The organism is Variovorax beijingensis (assembly GCF_003951285.1).
Lineage (GTDB): Bacteria > Pseudomonadota > Gammaproteobacteria > Burkholderiales > Burkholderiaceae_C > Variovorax > Variovorax beijingensis.
On sequence record NZ_RXFQ01000072.1, the window covers coordinates 1 to 1,286 of the forward strand.

Genomic DNA, 1,286 nt, shown 5'->3' on the forward strand with positions numbered 1-1,286 from the left:
TGACCTTGCCCCCGAAAAACGTATCCCTTGCTGAGTGTTTCAATACAAGCAAGGAGAGTCGAAATGACGAAGACGGCAAGAGCGCGCTACACGCTCGAATTCAAGCAGGAGGCGGTGCGGCTGGTCGAGAGCGGCCAGAGCATCGCGGCGGCAGCGCGCACCTTGGGCGTGGTCGAGCAGACCTTGTTCAACTGGGTCAAGGCCCAGCGCCAGGGTACGCTCACCGGCGTTGACAGCAAGGCGGTGAGTGCCGAACAGATGGAGATCAGCCGGCTGCGTGCCGAGCTGGCGCGCGTGAAAATGGAGCGCGATATCTTGGAAAAAGCCACGGCGTACTTCGCGAAAGTGCAGCGGTGAAGTACGCCTTTGTCCAACGCCACCGACGCGTGTGGCCGATCTCGGTGCAATGCCGGGTGCTGCGAATTAGTTTGACGGGATATCACGAGCACTTCGTGCGCAAGGCCAACGGCGCGCAGCGTCGTCATCTGAGCGACGATGCCTTGCTGGTGCACATCAAGGCCATCCATACCGAGACACGTGGCGGCTATGGCTGGCCGCGCATCTGGAAGGAGTTGCTCGCACGCGGCATCCGCGTGGGCAAGGACCGGGTTCAAAAGCTCATGCAACGCCACGGCATCCGCGCCAAGGGCAAGCGGCGCTTCAAGGTCACCACCGACAGCCGCCACGACCTGCCGATCTCGCCCAACCTGCTGAACCGCGAGTTCACCGTGAGCGAGCCCGACAGGGTCTGGGTGGGCGACATCACCTACATCGCAACAGACGAAGGCTGGTTGTTCCTGGCGGTGGTCATCGATCTGTTCAGCCGCCAGGTGGTGGGTTGGTCGCTGCGAGATGACATGACGCGCGAGCTCGTGATCGACGCACTGCGCATGGCGTGGTTCAAGCGCCATCCGGGCAAGCAGGCCGGATTGATCTTCCACAGCGACAGGGGCAGTCAATACGCCAGTCACGACTTCAGGGCAGTGCTCAAAGAGTACGGCATCACCAGTTCGATGAGCCGCAAAGGAAACTGCTGGGACAACGCCTGCAGCGAAACTCTGTTCGGGTCATTGAAGGTGGAGCGGCTGCACGGACAACGCTTCCAAACCAAGCGCGAAGCCAAGGACGAAACCGTCGCGTGGATGCTCTGGTACAACCGCACTCGACTTCACTCGACGCTGGCCTACGTCAGTCCGATGCAGTTCGAGCAGGACTGGATTGCCAATCAGCCCAGGCAAGCCAACTCATGAACTCGGCTATGGGGTACGGATTCCAGGGGCAAGGTC

At 61.0% G+C, this 1,286-nt stretch carries 1 protein-coding gene; it reads left to right on the forward strand.

What is annotated here, in order from left to right; translation table 11 throughout:
- Positions 1–63: 63 nt before the first annotated feature.
- Positions 64–1,250 (forward strand): IS3 family transposase gene (locus EJO66_RS32440; RefSeq protein WP_124962312.1). Its coding sequence is split into 2 segments (ribosomal slippage): positions 64–319 and positions 319–1,250, totalling 1,188 coding nucleotides; the frame shifts between segments, so codons are not numbered across the junction.
- Positions 1,251–1,286: the final 36 nt, after the last annotated feature.